Annotated in this window: 21 protein-coding genes and 4 pseudogenes; 20 read left to right on the plus strand and 5 right to left on the minus strand. The window is 42.8% G+C overall.

The window, feature by feature from the left end; genetic code table 11:
- Positions 1-22: 22 nt before the first annotated feature.
- Both porT and FHS60_RS09315 read right to left on the minus strand, forming a co-directional pair.
- Positions 23-736, minus strand: coding sequence for a type IX secretion/gliding motility protein PorT/SprT (porT, locus tag FHS60_RS09310; RefSeq protein ID WP_183697898.1), 714 nt, complete (start codon positions 734-736; stop codon positions 23-25).
- Positions 737-941: 205 nt separating this feature from the next.
- Entirely contained in the window at positions 942-1,112 is a 171-nt protein-coding gene (locus FHS60_RS09315) for a DUF362 domain-containing protein (protein ID WP_183697900.1), read from the minus strand.
- Between the two features lie 271 nt (positions 1,113-1,383).
- On the opposite strand from FHS60_RS09315, the gene FHS60_RS09320 reads away from it, so the two are divergent.
- The 6 genes from FHS60_RS09320 (at position 1,384) to FHS60_RS09345 (ending at position 6,724) form a co-directional block, all read left to right on the plus strand.
- On the plus strand, positions 1,384-2,184 hold the full coding sequence (locus FHS60_RS09320; protein ID WP_183697902.1) for a polyphosphate polymerase domain-containing protein: 801 nt from the start codon (positions 1,384-1,386) through the stop codon (positions 2,182-2,184).
- Between the two features lie 13 nt (positions 2,185-2,197).
- On the plus strand, positions 2,198-2,890 hold the full coding sequence (locus tag FHS60_RS09325) for a DUF4956 domain-containing protein (protein WP_183697904.1): 693 nt from the start codon (positions 2,198-2,200) through the stop codon (positions 2,888-2,890).
- Positions 2,883-3,704: a DUF2490 domain-containing protein gene (locus tag FHS60_RS09330; RefSeq protein ID WP_183697906.1), complete on the plus strand. Its 822-nt coding sequence runs from the start codon at positions 2,883-2,885 to the stop codon at positions 3,702-3,704. The genes FHS60_RS09325 and FHS60_RS09330 overlap by 8 nt, the downstream gene beginning before the upstream one ends.
- 18 nt (positions 3,705-3,722) lie before the next feature.
- The gene (locus FHS60_RS09335) at positions 3,723-4,181 is read left to right on the plus strand and encodes a T9SS type A sorting domain-containing protein (protein WP_183697908.1); all 459 of its coding nucleotides are present in this window, start codon (positions 3,723-3,725) and stop codon (positions 4,179-4,181) included.
- Positions 4,178-5,407 (plus strand): carbohydrate-binding domain-containing protein, encoded by a 1,230-nt coding sequence (locus tag FHS60_RS09340; protein WP_183697911.1) that lies wholly within the window; start codon positions 4,178-4,180, stop codon positions 5,405-5,407. The genes FHS60_RS09335 and FHS60_RS09340 overlap by 4 nt, the downstream gene beginning before the upstream one ends.
- Positions 5,408-5,689: 282 nt before the next feature.
- Positions 5,690-6,724, plus strand: a complete 1,035-nt coding sequence (locus FHS60_RS09345) for a Fic family protein (protein ID WP_183697913.1) — start codon at positions 5,690-5,692, stop codon at positions 6,722-6,724.
- 272 nt (positions 6,725-6,996) lie between these two features.
- Here the strand turns inward: FHS60_RS09345 and FHS60_RS09350 are convergent.
- Positions 6,997-7,315, minus strand: a pseudogene (locus FHS60_RS09350) (hypothetical protein); the annotation flags it as partial.
- Between the two features lie 520 nt (positions 7,316-7,835).
- Positions 7,836-8,111, minus strand: a pseudogene (locus tag FHS60_RS09355) (tyrosine-type recombinase/integrase); the annotation flags it as partial.
- A gap of 285 nt (positions 8,112-8,396) precedes the next feature.
- Here FHS60_RS09355 and FHS60_RS09360 point away from each other — a divergent pair.
- From FHS60_RS09360 to FHS60_RS09395, 8 genes and pseudogenes are all read left to right on the plus strand, one after another.
- On the plus strand, positions 8,397-9,626 hold the full coding sequence (locus FHS60_RS09360; RefSeq protein ID WP_183697915.1) for a site-specific integrase: 1,230 nt from the start codon (positions 8,397-8,399) through the stop codon (positions 9,624-9,626).
- Positions 9,627-9,650: 24 nt separating this feature from the next.
- Positions 9,651-10,853: pseudogene (locus FHS60_RS09365) on the plus strand (site-specific integrase).
- Between the two features lie 6 nt (positions 10,854-10,859).
- Positions 10,860-11,219, plus strand: coding sequence for a hypothetical protein (locus tag FHS60_RS09370; RefSeq protein ID WP_183697917.1), 360 nt, complete (start codon positions 10,860-10,862; stop codon positions 11,217-11,219).
- A 110-nt stretch (positions 11,220-11,329) separates the two neighbouring features.
- Positions 11,330-12,130: a type IV toxin-antitoxin system AbiEi family antitoxin domain-containing protein gene (locus FHS60_RS09375; protein WP_183697919.1), complete on the plus strand. Its 801-nt coding sequence runs from the start codon at positions 11,330-11,332 to the stop codon at positions 12,128-12,130.
- Positions 12,127-12,918, plus strand: a complete 792-nt coding sequence (locus FHS60_RS09380; RefSeq protein ID WP_183697921.1) for a nucleotidyl transferase AbiEii/AbiGii toxin family protein — start codon at positions 12,127-12,129, stop codon at positions 12,916-12,918. Before FHS60_RS09375 ends, FHS60_RS09380 begins: the two co-directional genes overlap by 4 nt.
- Before the next feature lie 3 nt (positions 12,919-12,921).
- Positions 12,922-13,770, plus strand: a complete 849-nt coding sequence (locus tag FHS60_RS09385) for an AraC family transcriptional regulator (protein ID WP_183697923.1) — start codon at positions 12,922-12,924, stop codon at positions 13,768-13,770.
- A 96-nt stretch (positions 13,771-13,866) separates the two neighbouring features.
- The gene (locus tag FHS60_RS09390) at positions 13,867-15,225 is read left to right on the plus strand and encodes an MATE family efflux transporter (RefSeq protein WP_183697925.1); all 1,359 of its coding nucleotides are present in this window, start codon (positions 13,867-13,869) and stop codon (positions 15,223-15,225) included.
- 291 nt (positions 15,226-15,516) lie between these two features.
- Complete coding sequence (locus tag FHS60_RS09395; RefSeq protein ID WP_183697927.1) at positions 15,517-15,837, plus strand: RteC domain-containing protein; 321 nt, start codon at positions 15,517-15,519, stop codon at positions 15,835-15,837.
- Between the two features lie 88 nt (positions 15,838-15,925).
- On the opposite strand, the gene mobA is transcribed toward FHS60_RS09395, so the two are convergent.
- A complete protein-coding gene (mobA, locus tag FHS60_RS09400; RefSeq protein ID WP_221189665.1) occupies positions 15,926-16,339 on the minus strand; it encodes a conjugal transfer protein MobA in 414 nt (137 codons plus the stop codon).
- 768 nt (positions 16,340-17,107) lie between these two features.
- Between mobA and FHS60_RS09405 the strand changes: the two genes are divergently transcribed.
- From FHS60_RS09405 to FHS60_RS09430, 6 genes and pseudogenes are all read left to right on the plus strand, one after another.
- Entirely contained in the window at positions 17,108-17,536 is a 429-nt protein-coding gene (locus FHS60_RS09405) for a DUF3408 domain-containing protein (protein WP_077085280.1), read from the plus strand.
- Positions 17,537-17,769: 233 nt separating this feature from the next.
- On the plus strand, positions 17,770-17,904 hold the full coding sequence (locus FHS60_RS10440) for a VOC family protein (protein WP_256824718.1): 135 nt from the start codon (positions 17,770-17,772) through the stop codon (positions 17,902-17,904).
- A gap of 89 nt (positions 17,905-17,993) precedes the next feature.
- Positions 17,994-19,013, plus strand: a complete 1,020-nt coding sequence (locus FHS60_RS09415) for an SIR2 family protein (protein WP_039416745.1) — start codon at positions 17,994-17,996, stop codon at positions 19,011-19,013.
- A gap of 5 nt (positions 19,014-19,018) precedes the next feature.
- Positions 19,019-20,767 (plus strand): ATP-binding protein, encoded by a 1,749-nt coding sequence (locus tag FHS60_RS09420; RefSeq protein ID WP_183697929.1) that lies wholly within the window; start codon positions 19,019-19,021, stop codon positions 20,765-20,767.
- Positions 20,768-20,862: 95 nt separating this feature from the next.
- Complete coding sequence (dinD, locus tag FHS60_RS09425) at positions 20,863-21,732, plus strand: DNA damage-inducible protein D (protein ID WP_015546407.1); 870 nt, start codon at positions 20,863-20,865, stop codon at positions 21,730-21,732.
- Between the two features lie 7 nt (positions 21,733-21,739).
- Positions 21,740-22,147, plus strand: a pseudogene (locus FHS60_RS09430) (hypothetical protein); the annotation flags it as partial.
- Positions 22,148-22,240: the final 93 nt, after the last annotated feature.

Consider the following 22,240-nt stretch of genomic DNA (forward strand, 5'->3'; position numbering starts at 1 on the left):
TCTCTTTCGGGAGCGTAGACTTCTATTCAAAATAGAAGCAGAGGGAGATCATGTTGAAAGTGGCACGGTCAACGCTTTGCGTGAAGAGGTATTGTGAAGAATCGGTCAAGTCAGGACGATTCTTACGGAGAATATTGTTGAGGCCGAAGCTGAATTTTAGTTCGGGGATGAGCTTGAAGTAGGGGAGGTAGAGGTCGCAACCGAGACCTATTTCAAGGGTCGTGGTGTAGGGCGTGGAGCGAAGCAGTGTTTGTTTGCCGCTCGTGAGGTCGTACATGGGAGCAATTCCGGCAATCACGTAGGGGCGGTAGTTGTTGAAGCGGGGGCCGGATACTTTTAGGTCGATGGGCATTCCGATATAGCAGGACTTCATGTCTTGTGTCTTGATTTCTCCATCGGCGAGGTTGCGGAATTTGATGTGTTTCGAACCGAAATGGAGTCCCGGACTGAGGCGCAGGTTTAGCCAAGTGGTCAGTTTCCAATCGCCCAAGATGCCCACGCTGAAGCCGAAGTTCTGCCCATCGTTTTCCGCCGTCCATTGTGCTCCAGAATTGGGGTCGATGTGGCCGCTATTTTGCAGTTTTATACCTTGATCGTGAACGCCAACGAAGAAACCGTAATGGAATTGCCGCTCATCGATATAGGGCTTGTTCTGAATTTTACGCTCTTGAGCGATGCCATTCATGGCGAACAGCATAGCGAGCAGTAGGCAATATATGTGTTTGAGTGGAGTCATATCTCTAAACTTAACGGCGGGTCGCGGTATTTATTGTGTATGCTCTGCCCTTCTAGAATGTGTAGTTTGAAACGCACTGTTCCTAATCAGAAAGGAATATGAGAAGAAGAACGGTATGCTTTTGTAGTGGCGCGATAAAAAAGAACGGCTCCAAGTCCATATTCGACTTGAGCCGTTGAGTCTGTTGTTTTGTTGAAACAGAGGATTACTCGCCTGGAGCGATTGCGCCTGATGGGCAAACGTCTGCACAAGTACCGCAGTCAACACAAGAGTTAGGATCAATAGAGTAACGATCGCCTTCGGAAATTGCGCCGGAGGGACATTCGTCGATGCAAGTTCCGCATGCAACGCAGTCTTCGCTAATTACATAAGCCATAGTAGTGAGAAATTAAAAATTTAAATTGTTGTTATGTTATGTTTCCAAAAGGAAATTGTTGCAAAGTTAGTGGTTCGCTCGAAACTCTCAAAACTTTTTCTGCTTTTTTATGATAGAAATGGTGCATAGTAGGCTTCTATCGGTAGGATGAGTCAGAGAAATATATTTTTTGCTCCTCGTATTTGTCGTTTTCCTACAAAATGTTTGCAGAGCAAGCGTTTTTAACTATTTTTGCGACTTGAATACACATCCGCATATATGTAGGAATGTTATGACAGACAACCAGACACAAAAGCTAAAGAGTATTGTGCAGACCATGTCGCCTATTTCTCTGGAAGAAATGTCTTCAATACGGCTTATGAAGCGTATGGACCAAAAATTTGTGACCGATGTGGATACGCTGATATGCCTGCTCGGTCGGCTCCATGAGGACTATTTCTGTCAGGAAGTGAAGGGGCTGCGCATCTCTTCGTATCGCACGGTGTATTGGGATGAACCTAACGAACATCCCCTCTATCATACGCACGAAACGGGCCACTTGCCGCGCATGAAGGTGAGGGCGCGAACCTATGTGGAATCAGATCTGTCATTTTTAGAAATAAAAAAGAAAAACAATCACGGCAAGACGCGCAAAAAACGAATAAAAGTACCCTCCATTCAAGCTGTTGCAGAAGGGGGCGTTGGGGAGGAATTTCTCAACGAGCAAACGGGGCTCTCATTTGCCAATCTTGCTCCTTCCGTAGGAAATCATTTTCATCGCATTACGCTGGTGAACCGCGCGAAGACGGAGCGACTAACAATAGATTTCAACTTGCACCTGGAAAATTTTGAAACGCAACGCCGAGCGGCTCTTGAGAACGTTGCCGTCATAGAGCTCAAACGCGATGGCCGAGTGCCTTCGCCCGTGCTTGACCACCTTCTCCATTTGCGCATCAAGCCCAGCGGCTTTAGCAAATACTGCATCGGTTCGGCACTGACTAATGATGCCTTGCGGAAAAACCTCATCAAAGAAAAACTACACACTATTCAGCGCATCGCTATGCGGAAGGCTGAAGACAATCCAATGAAATAAATTTACAAATAGCATGACTCTTTTAACTAATATCTCCGAGCTTCTGCGCCCTCTCTCCCCTGACGAAACCTTTGAAGGGATTGAACTCATCAAATTGTGCCTTAGCTTTGGCCTTAATTTCTTGATGGTGTGGATTATCTGCCATTTCCTCTACTATCCAAAAGGCCGCCGCCGCGACTACTACTTCACGTTTATCCTCCTGAGCGTTGCCATCTTCATGATGATCTATCTGATGAATGGATCGCAGATGGAGATTGGTGCAGCATTGGGACTTTTCGCCGTATTCGGTATTTTGCGCTACCGCACGGAGAGTGTACCCATTCGCGAGATGACCTATCTTTTCTATCTCGTTGCAATCTCCGTGGTGAATGGCTCTACTGACCACATGGACCTCTTGGAGAAGCTCATGGCAAACGTAATCTTCCTCAGTGTGGTATGGGGGGCAGAGCGTTTTGCTTTGCAGCGGAAAGTGGGATGCAAGTATGTAAAATACGACAATATCAAACTCATCACGCCCGACAAGAGCCAAGAGCTCAAGGCCGATTTGGAAGAGCGTCTTGGCGTAAAGGTTCAGCGTGTGGAGGTGGGGGCTGTGGATTTCATCAAAGATATGACCATGCTCCGAGTCTATTATATTGACAACTCCAACCGCTTAAAGACAGTGGATCACATGACCAACCTCAAAGACGACAATGCGTTTGAATAAATCATTTATCTTGCTGGTAGCCACCATGCTGTCGCTGCCCGCTGCCGCCGATGATTTCGGCCTTTGGCCCGAAGTGGGCGTAGAGAAAAAGTTGGGACGCTTCTCCGTTGAGGCTTCTGCTGGTATGCGCTTCGATGATGCTGTGAGCCGCCTCACGCGCACCGATTTAGGCGTGGGAGTGAACTATAAACCCCTCAAGTTTCTGAAACTCGGCGTGGGATACGACTTCATTCGCGACTATTCTGGACCGGAGGAAAAAGTTCACTACAACAGCTCCAATAAGATGAACGGCTACAATGTGAAGCAATCCTACTGGCGTGCGAAGCATCGTTTCCATTTCGATGCTACGGGGAAATACAGTGTGGGACGTTTCACCTTCTCCCTGCGCGAACGCTATCAGCTCACTCGCAACATGGCCGTCACCGTGACGGAGAATAAATACCGTGGCGTAGTGGTCAATCCCGACACCTATGAGGGAGCTACTTACCAAGGTACTTACGACAGCAATGTCTATGCTTACAAAGAGAGCAAAGTAAAGGAAAAGGGAGCTAAGACAAAGCATTTCTTGCGTTCACGTCTCGGAGTGTCGTACAACATAGCTCACTGCCCCATCACGCCTTTCACCTCCTTTGAGATTAGCAACAATTTGGCAAATGGCTTTTCTCTCGACAAACGCCGATGGATTCTGGGTGGCGATTGGAAGGTGAAGCGCCACCATACTGTTTCGTTGGCCTATGTTTACACCAATGGGGATGATGGCGACAACGATGCCAACTCCCACGCCATCAGTGTTGGCTATAATTTCAGTTTCTAAGATTCCATACACTCGCCTATGAAACGTATTTCTATCCTCGCCGCTTTCTTGCTCCTCGCAGCGGGCGCAAAGGCACAAACTTATAGCTATCTGACATTTCAGCAAACAGATGGCACGCAGAAAAGCCTAACCGCCAACGGCTTGAAGATAACTTTTTCTGGTAATACACTGACCGCCACCAGCGCGGAAGGTACAACCACGCTGCCCCTGACAGGTCTCTCCAAGATGTTCTTCACCTCCGAAGTGTCTGGTGTTCTCAATCCCACAGGTGGGCAAACGCTCGTCACGATAGGGGAGAGCAGCATCAGCGTATTGGCTCCAGTGGGCACAACCATTCGTGTGTACACCACTGACGGTCGTTTGCTCACCAACTTCCGCAAGCGTTGGAACGGGACAGAAGAGATATGCTCTGGTTTGGAGCGCGGTCTCTACCTCGTCAGTGTTGGCAGTGTCACCTCTAAAGTTTACATCCGATGAAAAAGCTTTTTCTCCTCTTGATCACAATGTGTTGCACTTTGGCTGTTGAGGCACAAACACTCAATATCTACCAAGGTTCGGTTTGCGTGGGCGTTTCAGCTGCTGATGCAGGCGATATGACCTACGACAACGGTACAACGCTGACCATTGCAGGGCGCACCTATTCCATTGCCGATATTGACTCCATCGTTGTCAATACGCGCTCCGTCACGGCGGGGCAAGTGGAGGTGGAATACTCCAACAGCGGTGCGCGCGTGTTTATGGCGGGCGATGTTGCCCCTTATCTGACGGCTTCTGTCAGTGGCGCACACGTGAGTATCACATCCGCCGATGGTCTGACGCGGGAAATCAATTACGTTCTGAGTGGCACAAGCTCTGATGGTAGTTTCACGCAAACGGGTAGCTATAAGATGCGACTCACGCTCAAAGGTCTGGGTCTCACTTCCTTATCAGGTGCCGCCATCAATGTGCAGAACGGAAAGCGCATCAAAGTGGTGCTGGCTGAAGGGACAACCAACACGCTGACCGATGCCGCCGCAGGTTCTCAGAAAGCCTGCTTCTACGTTCGCGGACACGCCGAATTCGTAGGTGGGGGCACGCTGACGCTGACAGGACGCAAAGCACACGCCTTTGCTTCTGGCGAATACACCGAACTGCATTCTTCTCTGGGACATATCTCTGTGGTTTCTGCCGTGACGGATGGTTTCCATGTTGGGCAGTATTTCCGCATGGCGGGAGGAAGACTTACGATTGCGGGCGTAAAATCAGACGGCATAGATGTAGGCGCAACAAAGGATTCCACCGAGGAGAACAACGGACAACTGCTCATCTCTGGCGGAACACTGGCGATAACCCTCGATGCTGCCAATGATGTGAAGGGAATCAAGGCCGATAGCCTAATTACCATCAGCGGAGGCAACATCACCATCACTGGTTCGGGCAACGGACAAAAAGGCATAAAGACCGCTACCGATTTGCTGGTCAACAACGCTTCGGGCATAGCTCCCACCATTACTATCACGCTCACGGGCACTACCCATAACAAGGGACAGGCCGATGAGAGCAAGACGCGCGGCATGAAGATAGACCGAAACTTCACTTTCGATGGTGGAACTATCAATATCTCCACTTCCGGCTCAAAAGCGAAAGCCATTGTTGTGGATGGTACCTACTATTATAAGAGTGGCACTATCAACTGCCCTGTTTCTGCTGCAACAGTTGGCTAACGCCCTATTGCTATCGACTTCTTACTCCGAGAGATTTTTAGACTTGCCTAAAATCTCTCGGTTTTTGTTTATAAAAAAATGAACAGGGCTTATTGCGCATTGCTTCTTTTTCTATTAACTCCCACGTTTTTCCGTCGTAATATAGAGGCTGATAATTCCCTAAAAAGATATCTCTGAAGAGAATCGGCTCAAAAAGAGTCCTTTTTGATGTGTTTTTTAGCTTAATTTGAGCCGATTTATATAAGAAAATCACCAAATTTGCACCGATTCGATTTTTAACCTATGGATATTACACGCGAAATACTACAATTTCTGCATAACGATCCGCTATCGTCGCGCGATGAAATAAAGTTAGGTATTAGTTTTGACGGAAGCGATGCTTCATTGAAGCGAATCTTGTCTTCAGCTGCACAAAAGGGTGATATAGTTGTTGTAGGAAAAGCTCGTGCAACACGTTATCGTCTTTCAAATCAAGCATATCTATTGATGCCTCTCAATTTAGATACGTACTTTGCTTTAGATATTGACGATCGCCAAGTGCAGACGTCATTCAACTTTGAACTTATTCGTGGACAGCTTCCCACTATTTCGCTTTTTACTGATGAAGAAATGTCTCATCTTGTGCAGTTGCAAGATGAGTTCAGAAAGCATATCAATGGAATAACTGTTGGTGAATATCGCAAGGAAATGGAGCGACTGAGCATTGACCTTAGTTGGAAATCTTCACAGATTGAGGGGAATACATACTCTCTGCTGGAAACGGAACGCCTCCTGCGTGAAAGCAAGACAGCTGATGGTAAGACAAAGGAAGAAGCTGTCATGCTTCTTAATCATAAGGATGCACTTCATTTTCTCCTTGATAATCCAGATTATCTGGAGAAACTTAGTATAAGCCATATTGAAGACATTCATCAACTGCTGACCAAAGATCTCTCTGTTGATAGGGGACTTCGTCGTCGCCGTGTAGGTATTACAGGGACAAACTATCGCCCTCTCGATAATGAGTTCCAAATTCGTGAAGCAATGCACGACACTTGTGATTTGGTCAATGGAAAGAAAAATGTTTTTGAGAAAGCCCTGCTCACCTTAGTGCTTTTGTCCTATATTCAAGCTTTTTCAGATGGAAACAAGCGTACGGCACGTATCACGAGCAATGCTATTATGATAGCTAATGGCTATTGTCCGCTAAGTTTCCGCTCTGTAGATTCCATCGACTATAAGAAAGCAATGCTCATCTTCTATGAGCAGAATAATCTATATGCTTTCAAACAAATTTTCATGGATCAGTTTGAGTTTGCTGTAAAAGAGTATTTCTGAATACTATTTCATTACTAAATTATTACCTCTTGAAGAGGTGGTTTTTCTTCCTCCAAATTGTAAGCATTATCTTCGTGAAGTCCTGCCTCTGGCGGAGGCGCACTATGCTTAACCGTGGGTGATGCTCGAGCGAGGGCGAGGGTGAACCCGTGGGGAAGTGGACAGAGAGGACTCCGACGCAGGAAGCGTCGCACTGCAAGCGTGGAAGGACAAAAACAATCACGCAGAGAGCGCGGGAATTGCATCTCTTCTCTACCAGCGAAAACATAAAATTTTTGCTTGTTCTCGGCGGAATCTTTGTTCAGAAGCATACCACGAAGCCCTTCTACGCCTTGCTCCACATTGCTTGCCAGAACTTTGTAAAGCCCAAAGCGGGACGGTTCGTTGAACTGTTTGAAGAAATTGGTCATGAAGTTCTTCAGAAGTTCGTCCCTGCCATTGAACGTCAAAAACGCGGCTTGGTTGGCGGCTGTGGCTTCAGTTGTCTGGAGTTTGCCCTTGTCGTCGATACCCGATACAACGGAGAGTTTACCCACTTCCTTTTCGTTCTTCCAAGACCAGCACATAGTTGTCATTGTTGTTTGATTCCATTGCTTGATAATTTTAATGATGGATACTGTTATCAAAGTGCTAAATTATAGATATATAATGAGAATAATTGGGAATTAGCAAAAGAAGGAGATTAAAGGAAAAATAAGGAAAGACAGGCATCCTATCAGACTATAAGAGGTTAGAGACTTTATTTTCTTATGGTAATAAGTTTAATCAAAAAATCCCAACTATCAGGTGATAATTGGGATGTGGCGTTGATGTTTATCCCTGGTAAATATCTATGAAAAGAAATTCAAAGATACTGGTTATCTCAACTTCTATCGAGATCGCTCCAAGTTTCCAGAAATAGACTTGCTTAGGTTCTCAAGCCTAAAGTGCACACGGCCCTAAGTATGGCTGGACGGACAGTGATCTCATTTTTTTTCTGCGATTTCCCAGTATAACTTGAGTTTCAACTAAATTGAAGATATCCATGTATTTCTGTGACGGTCAAATCCTCACGTAACATATAGTTAATATTTGTTTACGCCTGTCTTTCCTTGGCAGTTATTGTTCGCATTCATACTGTTTCCTCCTTTCTGCCATTTGATTTGACAACAAGCGGAATTGTCTTTGTGTCTGTTGCTGCTTCCATATTTACATTTGTGGTATTTTTGTCCTTTGCTTTGTACTTGTCTATGAGCCTGTCCATATCTTCAGAAATCTTGCTGTCTGTCACCTGTGCATATACTTGAGTACTTGATATGGAGGCATGCCCCATCATCTTGGCAATGCTCTCAATGGGAATACCTGCGCTAAGAGTCATCGTGCCGAAAGTGTGGCGAGCCATGTGGTAAATACAAGCATAAGCAAGTATAAGAGGAATATAGGTAGAAATATGGTAACTGGTTGTGAATTAGTCGTTTTTCTATATTCTGCAACAGATAGAGGTAGGCAGAACAGTGTGGGATATTGAGACCTTTCAGTTACCAAACCGTTATCCTGTTGTTTCCCGAACAAAGTGAGGTAACGATTATTGGAAGAATTTTTCTCATTCGGTTTCTTCTTATCTGTTTATCAATATTTTGCGTATCAGAGAACGCTTTGATAACGGGTAATTTTGCCCATAAAGTTAAAGCGTATGAAGATAGAGAAATTCAAGGTGTTGCTCTACCTGAAAAAAAGCAGACCCGACAAGTCGGGCAAAGCCCCGATCATGGGACGCATTACCGTCAATCGTTCTATGGTGCAGTTCAGTTGCAAACTCTCCTGTACCCCTGACTTATGGAATCCCCGTGAGAGTCGATTGAACGGTAAAAGCAATGAAGCCGTGGAGGTCAATGCCAAATTGGACAAGTTGCTGCTTTCCATTCATGCGGCATTCGACACCTTGGTGGAGCGCAAGATGGATTTTGATGCGGAAGCCGTCAAGAATCTGTTCCAGGGAAGTCTCGAAACACAGATGACCTTACTGGCAATGACGGACATCATCTGCGAGGAACTCCGTAAACGTATCGGGATAGACCGGGCAAAAGGAACATACCCCGCCTATTTCTACACTCGAAGAACCTTGGCGGAGTTCATTCAAAAGAAATTCCACTCCAAAGACATTGCTTTCGGTCAGCTGACCGAACAATTCATTCACGACTATCAGTCTTTTGTCGTGGACGACAAAGGACTTGCCATAGAGACCTGCCGACACTACCTCGCCATCATCAAAAAAGTATGCCGTAGAGCCTACAAGGAAGGATATGCCGATAAATGCTTCTTCGCTCATTTCAGTCTCCCCAAGCAAGAGGAGAAGACACCGAAAGCCCTAAGTCGAGAATCCTTTGAGAAAATCCGAGACTTGGTTATTCCCGAACATCGTACCTCCCATATCTTGGCAAGAGACCTCTTCCTCTTTGCCTGCTATACGGGAACTTCCTATGCTGATGCGGTATCGGTTACACGGGACAATCTCTTCACGGATGATGAAGGAAATCTATGGCTTAAATACTGCCGCAAGAAAAACGAACTTCAAGCTTGTGTCAAACTCCTGCCCGAAGCCCTCGAATTGATAGAGAAATACAACGACGATATCCGTCCGACACTCTTTCCGATGCTTTATCACCCCAACCTGCGTAGCCTGATGAAATGCCTTGCGGTTCTCGCCGATATCAAGGAAGACCTGACCTACCATGCCGGAAGGCATTCCTTTGCTTCACTGATTACTCTGGAAGCAGGAGTGCCCATAGAAACCATCTGTAAGATGCTGGGACATTCGAACCTACAAACTACTCAGAGATACGCGAAGGTTACCCCGAAGAAACTCTTCGAGGATATGGACAAATACATCGAAGCGACAAAGGATTTGAAACTCATATTATAAACACCCCATAATAACAAACGAATTATGCGTAGCACATTTTCTTTACTACTCTATATCAATCGCAACAAGGTACGTTCTGATGGTACAACTTCCGTCCTTTGCCGAATCTCCATTGACGGAAAGAACACCGTTATCACCACGGGTATCTCCTGCAACCCCCAACAATGGAACGCCAAAAATGCAGAGGCCTCAGATGCACGGACAAACAACCGTCTGAAGAAGTTCCGCAGTAATGCGGAACAGCTTTATGAGGATCTGCTCAAGAAATACGGCGTTGTCAGTGCGGAACTGTTGAAAAACGAAATCGCAGGACATGTCGTAGTCCCCGTTCATTTACTCCGGATGGGAGAAAGAGAACGAGAACGCCTTGCGATAAGAGCCAAAGAAATAGGCTCAAACTCCACATACAGGAGTTCAAGATATTACCAAAGTTATATCCGCGAGTTTTTGGAGTCAAAAGGCATGAGCGACATTGCTTTCTCAGACATCACCGAGGAGTTCGGACGGGAATACAAGGTTTATCTGAAACGATACAAAAACTTCGGAGCATCGCAGACCAACCATTGCCTTTGTTGGCTGAACCGATTAGTTTACCTTGCTGTTGACCATGAGATTATTAGAGCCAATCCATTGGAAGAAGTCGAATATGAGAAGAAGCCACCTGCCAAGCGTATGCACATCAGCAAAGCGGAGCTAAAACAGTTATTGGAACTTAAATTGCCACAGAATGACCCTTTGAAAGAGCTGGCTCGACGGACTTTCATCTTCTCTTGTTTTACGGGGCTTGCCTATGTTGATACACAATTGCTTTATCCGCATCACATAGGAAAGACAGCTTAGGGAAGGCGTTATATACGGATTAACCGCAGGAAAACGAAAGTAGAGTCATTCATTCCCCTGCATCCGATAGCCGAGCAGATTATCAACCTGTATAACACGACAGATGACACGCAACCCGTCTTTCCGCTGCCAAGCAGGGATATGATGTGGTTTGAGATACACGAACTGGGCGTCATCATCGGACGCAAGGAGAATCTGTCCTACCATCAAGCCCGGCACAGCTTCGGATCGTTTTTGATTTCCGAAGGGATTTGCACGGAGAGCATTGCCAAGATGATGAGACATGCTTCCATTACCAGTACGCAGACCTATGCGAAGATTTCGGAGAAGAAAATCTCAGAAGATATGGATAGACTGATAGAAAGACGAAAGAACAACGAATATTGAAACACGATGAAAAGAGAAATCATAACCATCAGTGAGAATGGAGAAATACACATCCCGTCTGCTCCCATTTGGATGTCGGCTTGTGAGATTGCCGACCTACTAGGGGCATTCTCCGGAAAAGTGAACGCACAAATCAAAGCGATATTCAAAGAGGGTCTTTTGATGGAGACGGAAGCAATGCAAACGCTCCACTTTGAACACGGCTTTACAGATTTGTATGGTATGGAAATGATAACGATTCTATCGTTTCGTATTGCCACACCAAAGGCAAAGAATTTGCGAAGGTGGATAATTGGCAGGCTTTCGGAGAAGAAAACAAATCCAATTTTATTTGTGTATTATTCCAAGGATGTATGGTATAATTAAATGTAAAAGACAGTTGAAATTATTTTCTTACTTAAATCTTTGGGCTTTTCTTTTGAATAGTCTATCTTTGCAAACGGTAGCTATTATAGCTACTATTAAAAAATAAGGATATGGCAGAAAAAGGATTTTCTTACAGCGGTTTTATCAGACAGGTCTTGTCGGTGGGGCGAATTTCGTTTTCCATTGAAGAGGTGATGCAACAAAGCGGATATGGCAGAAAAATCGCACAGGTATCCTTATCCCGTTTGGCAAGTAATGGAGAGATTGCACTTGTCAGACGAGGCTTTTACGTAATTATCACTCCGGAGTTTTCCCTGCAAAAAAACGTTCCTCCTCTTATGTATATCGATGATTTGATGAGATATATAGGACGAGACTATTACATCTCTCTTTTATCGGCTGCCGCACTTCACGGGGCAGCCCATCAGCAACCGATGCGTTTTTTTGTTACTACAGGTATGCCTCCTGTCAGAAACATTGAGAATGACAGGTTGCATATTGCTTTCAACATAAAGAAAGAGTGGAATAACTCTTGTATTACACAGATGAAGACTCGAACGGGATATGTGAATGTGTCCACTCCGGAGGCGACAATGCTCGACCTTGTGGAAAACCAACGCACTTTCGGATTGGCACGGGTTGTCGGTATTATTGATGAATTGTCTGAATGTATCAGCAAATCCTCTTTGCGAAACACCGCAACCTATTACCCTACAGCTATCATACAGCGTTTGGGCTACATCTTTGAGAGTCTGTTGGAAAAAGCAGACCTGACAAAGGGCTTGTCTTCCGTCATTGCCAAGCGGACTGTATATCCCCAATATCTTTCTCTTTCGGCAGAGAAGCGTGGCACATTGGATGAAAAATGGAAAGTCATTGTAAACGATGAAATAGAAACAGACATTTTATGATACCTCAACGATATATCCTCGAATGGAAATCCGTAGCCCCTTGGACAAACGAAGCACAAGTGGAACAAGATTTGGTTATCAGTCGTGCACTGGTGGAAATGTTCTCATCGCCACTCATCAGGGAGACATTGGCGTTTCGTGGTGGTACGGCTCTGCACAAGCTCTACATACAGCCACAGGTACGCTATTCGGAAGACATTGACTTAGTACAGATAAAGCCGGCTCCGATTAACCCGATATTGAAGGAAATACGTGAACGGCTCGTATTCTTGGGAACGAAACGGACAGTCAAGCAGCATATCCATAACAATACGGTCATTTATCGCTTTGAATCGGAGTTTCCTCCGGTCATCGACCTGCGGCTGAAAATAGAAATCAACACCCGTGAGCATTTCAGTGTGTTGGGACTGAAACAGATTCCTTTTCAAGTAACCAATTCATGGTTTACAGGAAAATGTGATTTAACTTGCTATGAGCTGGAAGAACTGCTCGGAACAAAACTTCGGGCATTATATCAACGCCGTAAAGGACGCGACCTCTTCGATCTCTATTGGGCGATGAAGAATAATGATACGAATGCAACGAAAATATTGGAGTGCTATCGCCAGTATATGGCATTTGTGGTAGAGCAACCTCCCACATGCAAACAGTTCCTTGCCAATATGGAAACCAAGTTGAAAGACAATGAGTTCATCACCGACATGTACGCTATCATCCGTCCGGGAATATCTTACCGTATAGAGGAGGCTTGGGAGTTTATTCGGGAAATATTGGTAGAAAACATTTAAAGTATGCCCCAGTTACCAATCCATAGAAGTTCACAACTCACAGATTTTGGAGTCTATCTGAAGACGATTATATCTAAAACATCAGTATCTTCAGACAGATATGCCTTTTCTCATACTGACGACTATTATTTCTTTGGCTTCATAGAGGATGGGCAATGCTGTCTGAATATTGATTTCGAGGAATACACTTTCGGGAAGGAAAGTCTGGTCATCATCCGTCCGGAACAAGTACACCGTATCATCGACGCTTTCAATCTTTCCGCAACGTTTCTGATTATCGACTCTGTATTGGTAAACGAGGAGGAAAAACGAACATTGGAGCGATACGGTCGCCAAGAAATACAACTCTCCGACATATCGGAACTGAAACCATTATTATCACTTCTCGACTGCAAACTGAGTGGCATGGAAAATCCATCTGCCAAAGCAGTCGTTCAGCGACTGACCACCGTCATTGTAGGGTTGGTCGTAGAGAACATTGTAAATGCAACAATAGTTCAATCCAAATTGCAGGGGACAGTGACCAGACACAAGGAAATTGTATGGGAATTTCGGGATTTGCTGGAAAACAATATCCGAAGCAACCGTTCGCCATCATTCTATGCCGGACGGCTGAACATTACCGTTGCCTATCTGAATGAGGCGGTAAATTCTGTTCTGAGGACAAGTGTAAGCCACCATATCCAAAACGAGATTATTTTATTGGCTAAACGTCAGTTAGTCTATACGAAAGCCTCCGTCAAAGAGATTGCACATAGTTTGGGCTTTGACGATTACTCCTACTTCACACGACTGTTTACCAAAGTTGCAGGAGTTTCTCCAACGCTCTTCAGAAAGAATTACCACGAATAGTGCTATTATCCCCTTTGTTCGTCTATTGTGACGACCTGTATCCCACTGTACCTTTGCAGCGGAATTTATTTACTTAAAAAGATACGGATTACAAGGATGAACAACGCTGTGAATATTTTGCAAGAAGGAAGTATGATGAAAGCCTTGACAAAATTGGGGATACCTATTGTCATCGCAATGCTGATTATGGCGATATACAATGTGGTAGATACTTTCTGGGTTGCACGTTTGGGAACTCTTTCTGTCGCTGCCGTATCAGTTGTTTTCCCTTTATCGTTGTTGTTTCTTGGGATAGGGCTGATGTTTGGTGTTGGGGGCGGAGTGTATATATCTCGCTTGTTAGGGGCGAAGCAGATTGTCAAAGCAGGCCAGGTCGCTTCCGTCTCGGTGATCACTTCTATAATTTTAGCTGCTCTCATTGCCCTTGTATGTAATGCGTTCCTACCGGACATCCTGCTTTTCATGGGGGCAAACGAGGAGATGATAAACTTAGCAGAAGCATACGGCAGACTCTTTATTATTAGTTGTGTCATAGGAACATTGAATGTGTCGATGTCCAATATTATCGTTTCTCAGGGAGTATCGAAAACATCTGCATCGGCAATGATTATAGGCTCTGTCGTCAATGTTGCATTAGACCCTTTGTTTATCTACACTTTCAATTTGGGTGTGGAAGGAGCAGCATGGGCAACCATTCTTTCAAGAATCATTACGACAATCATTTACATCCGCTTCTTTATGAAAGCAAAGGTAAAAGTATCATTTACCTTGTTTATTCCCACAATAAGAATGTACTTGGACATCATCAAGATAGGTATCTCGATGCTCTTTCTGCAATTACTTCAAACCCTTTCCATTAGTTTGTTGCAGAAAGCCGCTGTGAAATATGGGGCAGAGGCTGTAGCAGCAGTGGGCATTGTTTTGAAAATTGTAACATTGGGAACGAACGTGGTTTTCGGATTTGTTAAGGGACTTCAACCGATGGCTGGCTATAACTATGGGGCAGAAAATTTCCAAAGGTTAAAAGAGGCAGTACGTTGTTCCTTGATACTCACAACCTCGTTTTGTGTACTTTGGAGCACTTTCATACTCGTGTCTGCTTCTCCTATTATCAGTTGTTTCGGCAAAGATGAAACAATGCAAGAAATTGCACGAATTGCCCTTAGAGCCAATACGCTAATGTTTTTCACTTTCGGCTTCCAGTTTGTGTATTCCACACTATATATGGCAATCGGAAGAGCACGACAAAGCCTTTTGCTCAATATTGGACGACAAGGACTCTTCTTTATTCCTGTAATATTGCTGCTTCCATCATATTGGGGATTGAACGGAGTGCTTTATGCACAACCGGTAGCCGACGTCTTTGCAACTTTGATGACACTGTTCTTTGCCATTCAAATTCATAGGGAAATACGTCATAAATCACATCTCACAACAGAGAATCTACAATGTTGAACATAAAAGATATGATTATGCTAAGACTTATTCAAACTGAAGACTTTAAGACAATAATCTCTTTATGCTCTACAAAAGGACAGATACAAAACGCGTCAGACAATTTTATTCTGAAGATTATTGCCCTATGTGATGCAGAAAGAGATTTAGTCTCATTGTTTCGTACCCTCCGTTATACACGCTTTTGCCTACAACCCTTGCAAAGGGGAGATTCAATGGACGGAGAGGGGAAAAAATGTATCAGAACTGCTCTTTGTCATTGACACGGAGCTTGAATTACTGAAGCTGCGAATGCAGGGACTTCTTCCTGCCTTGCCAGTCAGACCTGTGAAGGAACTCTGTTGGACAGGCAAAGCAACAGATTTAGTTGAACTTCTTTACGCTCTCGACACCTGCGACTGTATCAACAACGGAGAAATAGGTGTAGAGGAGTTGGCAGATACTCTCTCGGAGATCTTCAGAGTGGAGATAAAGAACTGCTACAACGTCTATATGAACATGAAACGTCGTAAAGATGATAGCCGCACCTATTTCCTCGACGAACTCCGAGAGAAACTCAACAGACGTATGGTGGAGAGCGACCTGAAAGGCGGCAAGTTCAAGAAACGGTAATCACCATCAAAAGGTTAAACAGGCTTCCGAAAGTAAAAGGGAAGCCTGATTTTTTCATTAAGGAATAATAATACACAGTAAAAGGTCATTACCGATGTTGCCATTTCTCTTGAAAATCACGAGTGAGTTGTACGATTTCCCCTCCAATAATTGCCAATTCGAGTGTCAGTTTCTCCAACTTGGTGAGCATCGCAAAGGCTTTCTTCTCAGTAAAATTGCTTTTCAAAGCGACTACAGTTTGGTTATAATTCACCCCGACACTGCGAAATTGTCCGTACAAAGTTGTCAGTTTTTGGTAGTAATCGAGCAACGAACGATCCACTTTTATCACTCGAAAGGTCTCATCAAAGACCCTTGCCTTGATAAAAGCGGCTCTATTTTGAAGCCTCGATTGCTCGAATAGCGTTAGGAAACTAGCAAATTCTGTGTCCGTAAATCGAACCATACAACAATGGTCGGCTCGTTCATTCTTGGGAGGTCGTCCCACATTTCTCTTTGTCATTACTTTGGATTTTAATGGTTTGTAATTCTCTCTTCTGGAAATAGGACGTGCTAAACACAATTGAAATCCCTCAGAGAGCGTTCACGATAAAATAGCCAATCAAAACAACGAAAACTTCTATTCAAGAACACCGACTTCGGAGATGTTCCGCCCTCTGCCAAGAGCAAGGGTTTTTGAGTTACCGAAATAATTTCGGGTAACGCAAGGCATACCTTGCTATTTGCCCGATGCAAATAAGTCTGTCCATGAAGGACGAAAACGAATCACTCAAAAAAGAGCGCTTTATGTCTCGAAAGCTTCGGCTTACCGCTTGGGTGCAAAATTACTAAGCGTCATGTCTAACTCCATTACCTCATATGAAGCCATAACTATCCAAATTGACGCCACAAGTACGCACTAAAGGAAATCACACTGATTACAGCATCACCGAGCCATATATTTGCACTGTCGAATATGTCGGTGAGGGTGTGCGTCTTCGATAACATCACGTTTCGATGAGCGATATAGGCGAGGGTATATACCAAAGAACATATCCTTGATTCTTTCACTCGAACGTGGGAATGTGCGAAAGCAGATACAATCGAACGATTGTATTGATGGACGCTAATTAACATCTCCACAGAAAGGGTATGAACAAAAGGATGTAGCCCTGCTGGTACAAGCCAATTATTGGATATATCTCCGATAACGGATGTATTCATCTCCATCGGTAAACATCTTGGCAACGTAATGAACAGTGAATTGTATAACAATAAAAATTAAGGAAGTATGACAGAGAACAAAAATGGCAAGGTAGATCCCGTTGCCATCCGAGAACTTATTTCACAGGGTATTCCCATGAAAAAAAAAGAGAGTGAGATAAAACATTCTCAATCTGAAGAGCTGTGTGTTGAATCGGAACGTCCAAATGACGAACCTATGTCAAAGGATTTTTCAAGAGTCCCAAGAAGAGAAAGACGAAAGGCTGACAAAGGCGATTATGAGTCGCTTTTCATCTGTCGCAACACTTTGAAAAATCGCAAGACCATCTATATCGCCAAAGAGTTGCAGGACACGTTGGCGGAGATAGTCATGTCGATGAGAAACAGAGATATGACCATTGGCATCTATGTAGAAAACATCATCCTGCATCATCTTGAGACCTACAAAGATGAAATCAACAGATTGGCTGAAATGAAATTTAGGAAACTGTTGTAAATCCCTATCTTCAGCCATGGCAACCGCATCAAAAAATTCGAGAAAATACAAGTTGCTAATTTTCAAATGATTGCATTTCGGAGATTATACCCAAAGATAAGGAATGCTCTCAAAACTATGATTGATAATCAGGCACTTACATTTTGATGCAGTTGCCCTGTTTTCTTGCTATTTTCTTCGCCTTTCTCGTTATGAATGAGTAACTTTGTGGCAAACTCTATAATGTACAAATTATGAGACAGAAATTTACTTTAATCACATTGGGAGTAAAAGCTTTTCCAAAGGCATTGGCTTTCTATGAGGGTTTGGGATGGAAGAAGTCGGAACAACGTGTAAGTGAACAACTCTATCCCTTTACGGTAAAGTAATTCTTTCTTCTATAAGAAAATTTTGAAAGAATATATGGAGTGGTTATTATCTGAGATTATACACAAGAACATAAACCAAGGAAAGCTATATGGATTTTGATGCATTGTTAAAACAACTTCAGGATTGGTCTAATAAAGTCCCATTGCTCGTATTAGGTAGTGGTGCTTCTGTTTCGTTTGGATTGCCTTCAATGTGGACACTTGGCGAACACTTGAAACACACATTAGACTTTGAAGAGGATTCAGATAGAAAACAATTTGAGGCGTTTAAAAAAAGTCTTGAAGAAACAAAGGATTTAGAGAAAACATTGTTAGAAATACAACTCAACGATACTGTTCTAAAATCTGTACTTAAAGCAACTTGGGAACGAATCTCTGAAACTGACCTAAAAGCATACAAACAATTTGTTTTGAATGGAGAGGAAGTGCCATTGGCAATATTAATGAAACATTTGCTTTCAACGACTAATAGAAAACTTTCCATAGTTACTACCAATTATGATCGTATTGCAGAATATAGTGCAAGTATTGCAAACGCTTTTATCTGTACAGGATATGCTCACAACTATATTGGACATTTTTCAGACAGCATTCATACGAATGCCTTGGCAAATATAAAAGGATATAGCGGACAGGTTAATATATGGAAGGTCCATGGATCATTAGACTGGTTTGAAACACCGAATAAAGAAAACATTCATTTGCCACTATGTAAAAATATTCCACAAGGCTATAAGCCATTGATTGTAACTCCCGGACTTAGCAAGTATGCTGAAACACATAAAGAACCATATAGAACTATTTTTACACAGGCAGATACAGAAATTCAAAACGCAAATGGATTTCTGTGTATTGGTTACGGGTTCAATGATGAACACGTTCAACCAAAACTCATTCAACAGATAAAATCAAAACCAATAATTGTAATCACAAAAGAATTAACCCCAAAAACAAAAGAGGCAATAATTGATGGAGATTGTAAGAATTACATACTTATGGAAGAAAGCCGTGGCAACCACACAAAAATATATTCTTCAAATCAGGGAGAACATACAATTGAAGGCGTTAGCTATTGGCAACTTTCAGAATATATCAAACTAATAAAATAGGAAATATGGTAATTTTTGATTTTGAAGATAATGCTTCTATCGGAACTGTTTTTAGCGTTGACACAGCAACGCTTATCGTAAAAGTTGAAGAACTTGATAAGTTAAGAAAGTTACAGGTTAATCATTTGGTTGCAATCAAAAGCTCAAAAGCTGGACAATATTTAATTGGAATTATAAATCGTATAACTCGTAAGGCTACTGATGACGAGCAACCAGTAGGTGAAGATTTAGGATTGAATAATTTTCTTTTTACAGAAAATATTCTGAAAGTGAACTTAATTGGGACATTGTTAAATAAGCACGGAGAAAAAGAGAATGTGTTTAAAAGAACGCTTGATACTGTTCCAGAAATAGAGGCCAAATGCTTCCCTATAGACGGAGAAAACATTACAAGGTTTATGCAAACTATTTCCACGAAAGAGAAATATCAAATACCTCTTTCTATTGGGAAATATTCTATAGATGAAAATGCAGAAGCATTTTTGGATGGAGATAAACTATTCCAACGGCACGCAGTTATTGTAGGAAGTACTGGTTCGGGGAAATCGTGGTGTGTTGCCAAAATTATTGAACAGATTGCTAAATTACCAATGGCAAATTCTATTTTGTTTGACATACACGGAGAATATAGTGGAGAGAATTTTAAGGCAGACGGAATACAGCATTTCAGAATTGCCAATCCTTCTGATTTAGGAAAAAAAGGTAATCTTACAAACGGCGTTTTGATGTTGCCTTATTGGTTATTGACTTACGAAGAGATGTTAGCAATGTTGCTTGACCGTAGTGATAGCAATGCCCCCAATCAAGCAATGCTATTTTCTAAAACCGTATTTACAGAAAAACAAAAATATCTTGATGAAGTGAAAGATACTATTTTCAAAGATAGTATTACTATTGATAGCCCTATCCCTTATAAATTAGAAAAGGTGCTTCAAGAATTAAAACGCCTTGACGAAGAAATGGTTCCTGGAGCTGCAGGAAAAGAAAAGCAAGGTCCATTCTTTGGAAAGTTGACAAGATTTATTCAACGACTTGAAGCAAAAAAAGACGATAAACGTATTGGGTTTCTTTTCCAAGTTTCAGATGATGAATTACAGTTAAATTGGTTAAATGATCTTTGTAGTGCTTTAATGCATGGTTCAGAACTTAATGGTAAAAAAGCAGGCGTTAAAATTATTGATTTCTCGGAGGTTCCATCAGATGTTTTGCCATTAGTAATTGGATTGGTTGCAAGAATTATTTTCACCGTTCAACAATGGACAACAAAAGAAAATCAACATCCAATTTGTCTGCTTTGTGATGAAGCTCATTTATATATTCCTGAAAGAACCAGTCAAGATGCTGCTTCTGAATTAAGTTTGAAAAGTTTTGAAAGAATTGCAAAAGAAGGAAGAAAATATGGCGTTAGTCTAGTAGTAATAAGTCAAAGACCAGCAGAGGTTAATAGAACAGTTTTAAGTCAATGCAACAACTTTATCTCATTACGGCTTTCTAATGCAGAAGATCAAACCGTAATTAAAAGACTTTTACCCGATAATCTTGCCGGTCTAACAGAAGTTCTTCCAATCTTAGATATTGGAGAAGCATTGGTAGTAGGAGATGCTTCTTTGTTACCGACAAGGATTTTAATCTCAGAACCAATAATTAAGCCTGACAGTGCAACTATAAAATTTTGGAAAGAATGGAGTAATAGGTGTGCTCAACAAGATATTGCAAATGCAGTAATTGGACTTCGCAAACAATCCAAGTTCTAATATAAAAATCATATTGCATTTAGAGGTTTACTGATGTTATTTTTTTTGTTATCAACCCCCATACAATTGAAGGATTCACAAGAAAATAAAAAACAATGGATAAGAATAGTATATTACAATATAAATCAACTTTTGACGGCATTGTTCGGCATATAGAAAGTGATGATGCCAAAGATCAAATCGAGGTTTGGTTTGCACGAGAACTGCAAACGATATTGGGCTATGCTCGCTGGGAGAATTTTCTCGTTGCCATACATCGGGCAGTCGCCTCGTGCAAGTCGCAGGACATCAATGTAGATGACCATTTTCGTGAAGTCACGAAAATGGTAGATTTGGGTAGTGGTGCCAAGCGTGAAGTTTCTGATTTTATGCTTACTCGTTACGCTTGTTATCTCATTGCTCAAAACGGTGATCCAAAGAAAGAAGAGATTGCCTTTGCCCAAAGTTATTTTGCTGTTCAAACACGGAAGGCTGAGCTGATAGAAGAGCGACTAAACTTGCTTTCTCGCTTGGAAACACGGGACAAATTGAGAGCAGCAGAAAAACAATTGTCGCAAAATATATATGAACGCGGTGTGGACGATAAAGGTTTTGGACGAATACGCTCTAAAGGTGACACGGCTCTTTTCGGAGGGCACACTACGGAAGATATGAAAAAACGGTTGGGCGTGAAATCCAATAGACCGCTGGCAGACTTTCTGCCCACTCTTACCATTGCTGCTAAAAATCTCGCCACGGAAATGACCAATTACAATGTAGAAAACAAAGACCTTTACGGAGAACCGTCCATCACTCGAGAGCATATTCAAAACAATCAAAGTGTGCGTGCCATGTTGGGAAACCGTGGTATCAAACCAGAAGAATTGCCTGCTGCAGAAGATATAAAGAAGTTGGAACGCAAGGTTACTCGAGATGAGAAGAAAATAGAACAAGCTTCGCAAAAACTTCCGAAGAACAAGAAATAAAAACGATATGAATGAATTTATAACAGCATTGTGTAGTAATGCAAGAAATGAACGAATCCCCGAAGAATACGACTTCTTCGGCTGCTTGATAGGTGAATGGAACATCGTGTGGAATGACCATTTGGAAGATGTCAAGCCACGAAGAGTAAAAGGCGAATGGATATTCTCCCGAGTATTGGACGGTACGGCAGTTCAAGACCTCTTTATCGTTCCCTCTCGCGAGGAACGCCTGATAGATAAACAACCCGATGCCGAATACGGAACGACACTTCGCATTTTTAATCCCGAGACGATGGTGTGGGGTATATTCTACGGTTGTATGGGCGAGGCTATCCGACTGACAGCCCGAAAGGTCGGCGAAGAAATTATCCTAACCGAAGATACGACAGAAAAAATGAGGTATGTATTCTCTGACCCCAATTCGGTTTAAGGTCCCCTCCTTTTTACTCAGATTATAGTCCACAACGATTCTTTCGACCTTGTTTTAGGCCGAAGATTTATTGTTTCA

The organism is Alloprevotella rava (genome assembly GCF_014195585.1).
In the GTDB taxonomy this organism is placed as follows: Bacteria; Bacteroidota; Bacteroidia; order Bacteroidales; family Bacteroidaceae; genus Alloprevotella; species Alloprevotella rava.